The organism is Actinomadura roseirufa, assembly GCF_900659635.1.
Taxonomy (GTDB): domain Bacteria; phylum Actinomycetota; class Actinomycetes; order Streptosporangiales; family Streptosporangiaceae; genus Spirillospora; species Spirillospora roseirufa.
The window spans coordinates 1-5460 of sequence record NZ_CAACVB010000392.1; the positions used below are offsets into that span (position 1 = coordinate 1).

General features: G+C 72.3%; 3 protein-coding genes and 1 pseudogene. 1 reads left to right on the forward strand and 3 read right to left on the reverse strand.

All coding sequences use genetic code 11. From position 1 onward, the window contains the following. A partial coding sequence (locus E1291_RS38595) for an MFS transporter (RefSeq protein ID WP_165495501.1) occupies positions 1 to 825 on the reverse strand: 825 nt, incomplete at its 3' end. 28 nt (positions 826 to 853) lie between these two features. Beyond that, the gene (gene topA, locus E1291_RS38600; protein ID WP_131742980.1) at positions 854 to 3553 is read right to left on the reverse strand and encodes a type I DNA topoisomerase; all 2700 of its coding nucleotides are present in this window, start codon (positions 3551 to 3553) and stop codon (positions 854 to 856) included. 252 nt (positions 3554 to 3805) lie between these two features. Between topA and E1291_RS38605 the strand changes: the two genes are divergently transcribed. Continuing rightward, the gene (locus E1291_RS38605) at positions 3806 to 3991 is read left to right on the forward strand and encodes a DUF5703 family protein (protein ID WP_131742981.1); all 186 of its coding nucleotides are present in this window, start codon (positions 3806 to 3808) and stop codon (positions 3989 to 3991) included. A gap of 192 nt (positions 3992 to 4183) precedes the next feature. Here the strand turns inward: E1291_RS38605 and E1291_RS42805 are convergent. Further along, positions 4184 to 5460 (reverse strand): annotated as a pseudogene (locus E1291_RS42805) (hypothetical protein); the annotation flags it as partial.

A 5460-nucleotide genomic window follows, 5' to 3' on the forward strand; every position in this document is an offset into this window, starting at 1 on the left:
CAGGCCGAGCCCGCGCGCCCCGGACGGGACGTCCCCGCCCGGTCCCCGCGCCAGCAGCCGCAGCGGCGCGGGCACCGCGATCGGCTCCGGCTCCGGGGCCGTGTCGGGCACCGCGAGCGGCCCCGTGTTCAGGACCTGGTTCGGCCGCGTGCCCTGCTCCGGCGCCGGTGCGCGGACCGGCGGCTCCTTGAGCGTCGCGACGATGCTCGCCGAGGCCAGGAACAGCGCGCCCGTCACGTACAGCGCCAGGTCGGCGCGGTCGTCCCGGCCGGACGTCCCGGCCGCGACGAGGGCGATGATCGAGAACAGCAGCGCCGCGACGGGCGCGGGCCCCCACAGCGCCCGGCCGGCCGAGCGCCGCGCGTCCGCGCGCAGCTCGCCCGGGACCAGGCCGGGCAGCGTCGCGGCGGCGGCCGGTGCCCACAGCACGGCCGCGCAGCCGACCAGGAACGCCGCGGCCAGCGTCCAGGCCCGCGCGTCCACGAGCGGCACCGACAGCACCACCAGGAACCGCAGCACGTCGGGGGCGGGCAGCGCGATCCGCCGGTCCAGCCGCGCCGCGAGCGCCCCGGCGAGCGGCGCGAACAGCACCGCGGGCAGCACCAGCAGGACCAGCACGCCGCCGGCCGCCTGCGCCCGCCCCGCGGCGTCGGAGTCGCGGGCCAGCAGCACGGCCATCGCCGTCAGCGCCGGCACGCTCAGCCACTGGCCGAGGCCCGACAGCGCCAGCGCGACCCACAGCCGCCGGAACGACCTGATCGACGAAAGCGACGAAACGCCCGGCGGCTCGGCGGGATGCGACCGGGTGGCGCCCGTTCTGGTCATGTCGGTCAGGGTATCGGCGTGGATGTCCCTAGGAGCCCGACTTCGCCGAGGTTCGGCGGCGTGGCGCCGGCTTCTTCTTCCCGCCGCCCGCGGCCACCTTCTCCCGGCGCTCCACGAGCAGCTCCGCGGCCCGCTGAATCGTGATCGACTCGACCTCGTCGCCCTTGCGCAGGCTCGCGTTCGTCTCGCCGTCGGTGACGTAGGGACCGAACCGCCCCTCCTTCACCACCACGGGCTTGCCGCTGGCCGGGTCGTCGCCCAGCTCCCGCAGCGGCGCCGCGGCCGCGGCACGACCCCGCCCCCGCTGCTTGGGCTGGGCGAGCAGCTCCTTGGCCTTCTCCAGCGTGACCGTGAAGAGATCGGCCTCCGACTCCAGCGAACGGCTGTCGGTGCCCCGCTTGATGTACGGGCCGAACCGCCCGTTCTGCGCGGTCACCGGCTCCCCGTCCAGCTCGCCGAGCGTGCGCGGCAGCGACAGCAGTCGCAGCGCGTCCTCCAGCGTGACGGTGTCCAGCGACATCGACTTGAACAGCGAGCTGGTGCGCGGCTTGGGGGCGTCCGCCTTCTTCACCCGCTTCTTCTTCTCGCCCTCGGCGGGCGCCTCCGGCTCCGGCAGGATCTCGGTGACGTACGGCCCGAACCGCCCCGACTTGGCCACGATCGTGTGCCCCGTCTCCGGGTCGGTCCCGAGCTCCCGGTCGCCGCTCGGCTGCGCGAACAGCTCCTCGGCCTTCTCCCCGGTCAGCTCGTCCGGCGCGATGTCCTCGGGGATGTTGACCCGCTCGCCGTCCCGGTCGAGGTACGGCCCGTACCGGCCGACCCGCACCATGATGTCGGTGCCCTTCACCGGGAACGAGCTGATCCCCTTGGCGTCGATGTCGCCGATGTCGCCGACCAGCTCCTTCAGGCCCTCCTCGCCGTTGTCGCCGAAGTAGAACCGCGTCAGCCAGCGGACGCGCTCGGCCTCGCCCCGGGCGATCTCGTCGAGACCGTCCTCCATGTGGGCGGTGAAGTCGTAGTCGACCAGGTTCCCGAAATGCCGCTCCAGCAGGTTCACCACGGCGAACGCCAGGAACGACGGCACCAGCGCCGTGCCCTTCTTGAACACGTACCCGCGGTCGAGGATCGTCCCGATGATCGAGGCGTACGTCGACGGCCGCCCGATCTCCCGCTCCTCCAGCTCCTTGACCAGGCTCGCCTCGGTGTAGCGGGCCGGCGGGCGGGTCGAGTGCCCCTCGGCGTCCACCGCGAGCGCGGTGAGCGGGTCGCCCTCCACCAGGTTCGGCAGCCGCCGCTCCTGGTCGTCCCGGTCGGTGGACGGGTCGTCCGCGCTCTCCACGTACGCCTTGAGGAAGCCGTAGAAGGTGATGGTCTTGCCGGTCGCGCCGAACTCGGCCGTCTCACCGGCCGTCGACACCCCGGTCACCCGGATCGACACCGACTGCCCGGCGGCGTCCTTCATCTGGCTCGCGATCGTCCGCTTCCAGATCAGCTCGTACAGGCGGAACTGGTCACCCGACAGCCCCGTCTCCCCCGGAGTACGGAAACTGTCACCCGCGGGACGGATCGCCTCGTGCGCCTCCTGCGCGTTCTTCACCTTCGAGGCGTAGACGCGCGGCTTGTCCGGCACGTACTCGCCGCCGAACAGCGACGCCGCCTGCCGCCGCGCCGCCGTGATCGCCGTCTCCGACAGCGTGATCGAGTCGGTTCGCATATAGGTGATGAAGCCGTTCTCGTACAGCTTCTGCGCCACCGACATCGTGTACTTGGCGGAGAACCCCAGCTTGCGGCTGGCCTCCTGCTGCAGCGTCGTCGTCCGGAACGGCGGGTAGGGCTTGCGGGTGTAGGGCTTGCGCTCGACCGACTTGACCTCGTACGGCCGCTCCCGCAGGCGCTCGGCCAGCGCGCGCGCGGCGGGCTCGTCGAGGTGCAGCACGTCCTTGGTCTTGAGGGTGCCGTCGGAGGCGAAGTCACGCCCCTGCGCCACGCGCCTGCCGTCCACGGACACGAGCCCGGCCTTGAACGCCTTGGGCTCCTCGTCCTTCCCGGTGTCGAACTGGCCGAGAATGTCCCAGTAGTGGGCCGGGACGAACGCGATCCGCTCCCGCTCCCGCTCCACCACCAGCCGCGTCGCGACCGACTGCACCCGGCCCGCCGACAGCTTCGGCATGACCTTCTTCCACAGCACCGGGCTGACCTCGTACCCGTACAACCGGTCGAGGATGCGGCGCGTCTCCTGCGCGTCCACGAGCCGCATGTTCAGCTCACGCGGGTTCGCGGCGGCCCGCTGGATCGCGTCCTTGGTGATCTCGTTGAAGACCATCCGGTGCACGGGCACCTTCGGCTTGAGGACGTCCTGGAGGTGCCAGGCGATGGCCTCGCCCTCCCGGTCCTCGTCCGTCGCGAGGAAGAGCTCGTCGGCCTCGGCGAGCAGCTTCTTGAGCTTGGCGACCTGGCTCCGCTTGTCGGTGTTGACCACGTAGAGCGGCTCGAAGTCGTGCTCGACGTTCACGCCGAGCTTGGCCCACGGCTCGCCCTTGTACTTGGCCGGCACCTCCGAGGCGCTCCCGGGCAGGTCCCGGATATGGCCGATACTGGACTCCACGATGTAGCCACGGCCCAGGTACCCGGCGATCGTCTTCGCCTTCGCGGGCGACTCCACGATCACCAGGCGCGTCCCGGCCCCGTTGCCCTGGCCACTCTTCGCAGTGCCGTTCTTGGCTGGCACAGTCGCTCCAACCTCGCTGTCTTGGTCTTCTCGTCAGGCTCTTCTTACACAGGCTTCCTACAACGTCGCATGACGGCGCGTTCATGCCCGTGGGGTTCCCACCACCGCTCCGCGATCGCCGCTCCGCCCGGTAGGACGGCCGCAACGCTCACCGCCGCGCGCCCCCGACAGGATGACATGCCGCCCCGGGAAGCGCGGACCGGGCCACCGTACGGTGCCAGATCCCCGGCGGACCAAGTAATAATGGTCGCAATGGTGGAGTACACCTACCTCGTCCTGTCACTGCCGCGTGGCACCACACGTGACGCCGCCCGGCGGATCTTGACCGAGCACGCCGAACACGACGGCTGGGAAATCGATCGGTTGCGCCTCTACCCAGACGGTAGCCGCCGTATTCAACTCCGCCGCAAGGTCATCCGTCAGGTCCGTACGTTCTGACCGTCCCGTGACCCCGCGTCCGTCACGCCCGCACCGCCCGGAGCGTAGCACCACGTACGGAACACCTGACGTGGCGTAATCATATTCGCTGGAAACGGGCTTTGCCCGCCCCGGACCGCGCCCCCGGGACGGGCAAAGCGTCGTACGGGGCTCACCGGGCCGTCACAGCACCATGCCCGGGCCGCCCCCGTCTCACCGCCGGCGCGGCCGCACCCGGCGTGTCAGCGCCAGTTTCCCGGCCAGCCCGGCGATCACCGCGGCCACCCCGGCCACTCCGGCCCCGCCGTCACCGGTGCCCTCCGTCGCCGCGACGGTCCGCATCCCCTCAGCGCGTATCCCCTCGGTCCGTATCCCCTCGGTCCGGATCTCCCGCGCCTCCGGACGACCGAACCCGTTCTCGCCGGTCAGCCCGCCGATCAGGGGACCGTCGCTGCCCTGGTCCTCCCGCTCCTTGCCGCCGTCCCCCGACGCGCGCCCGTTCCCCGGCACCGCCTGCGCCACCGGCAGGCGGCCCTTCCCGACGGACACGCCCTTCCCCACCGGGAGCCCCTTACCGCCCCCGGCCACGCGCTGCCCCGTCCCTGGCACACCGCCCACCACCGGAAGGCCCTTACCGCCATCGGTGATGTTCCCCACCAGGCGACTCGCCGGCAGCCCGTCCACCAGATCGCCACCGGCGACCCGCCGGTTCGCCATGGGCACACCGCCCACGATCGGGACCTTTTTCACCTTGGACAGCTTCTTGACCACCGGCTGCTCCGCACCGGCACGACCGCCGCCCGGTGCGGCCCTCCTGGAACCGGCCGCGTTCCCGCCGGGCAGACCGGCCTTGGACGGCACCGCCTTACCTTCGGCGATCGCGTTCACCGTGGAAGAACCGTCCGGCTTGACCAATCCCTGGGCCGCGGCGATGCCGTTGAACTCATAGAGCCCGCCCACCAAGGGCAGCCCCTCGCTGCCGACCGGAAAGCCCACCGTGGACCGCCGATTCCCGGCGGGCACGCGGCCCGCCACCGGTGCCTTCGTCCCCTTCGGAAGGCCCTTGACCAGCGGCAGGTCCCCGCCAGAGGGCGGTCGCGCCGTCGACACGGCCTTCCTTTCCAAGGCGGGCGCCTTCGCCACCGCGGGCAGGTCGTCCGGCCCGAGTCCGGGGGACGGGGAGCCTCCCGACGCTCGCCGGTCCAGGCCGGGCAGGTCGAGGTCGGGCAAGTCGCCCCCGGCGGGCCTACCGCGGGTACCGGACCTGTTCTCGGAAGCGGGGCGCCCGTCCGTCGAGGGGATCTCCTTCCCCATAGGGCCATCGTGCGGCGTGAGCGTGCCGACCGGAAGGTCACCCACCAGCGGGAGACCGTTGACCAGGTCGGTCCCCTTCGGTGCCGCCGCGATCGCGGACGCGGGTCCGCCGGGGGCCGGCGTCCCGGCCATCCGGGCGGCGGGCCCGGCGGCGCGGGCACCCGAGCGGCGCGGGG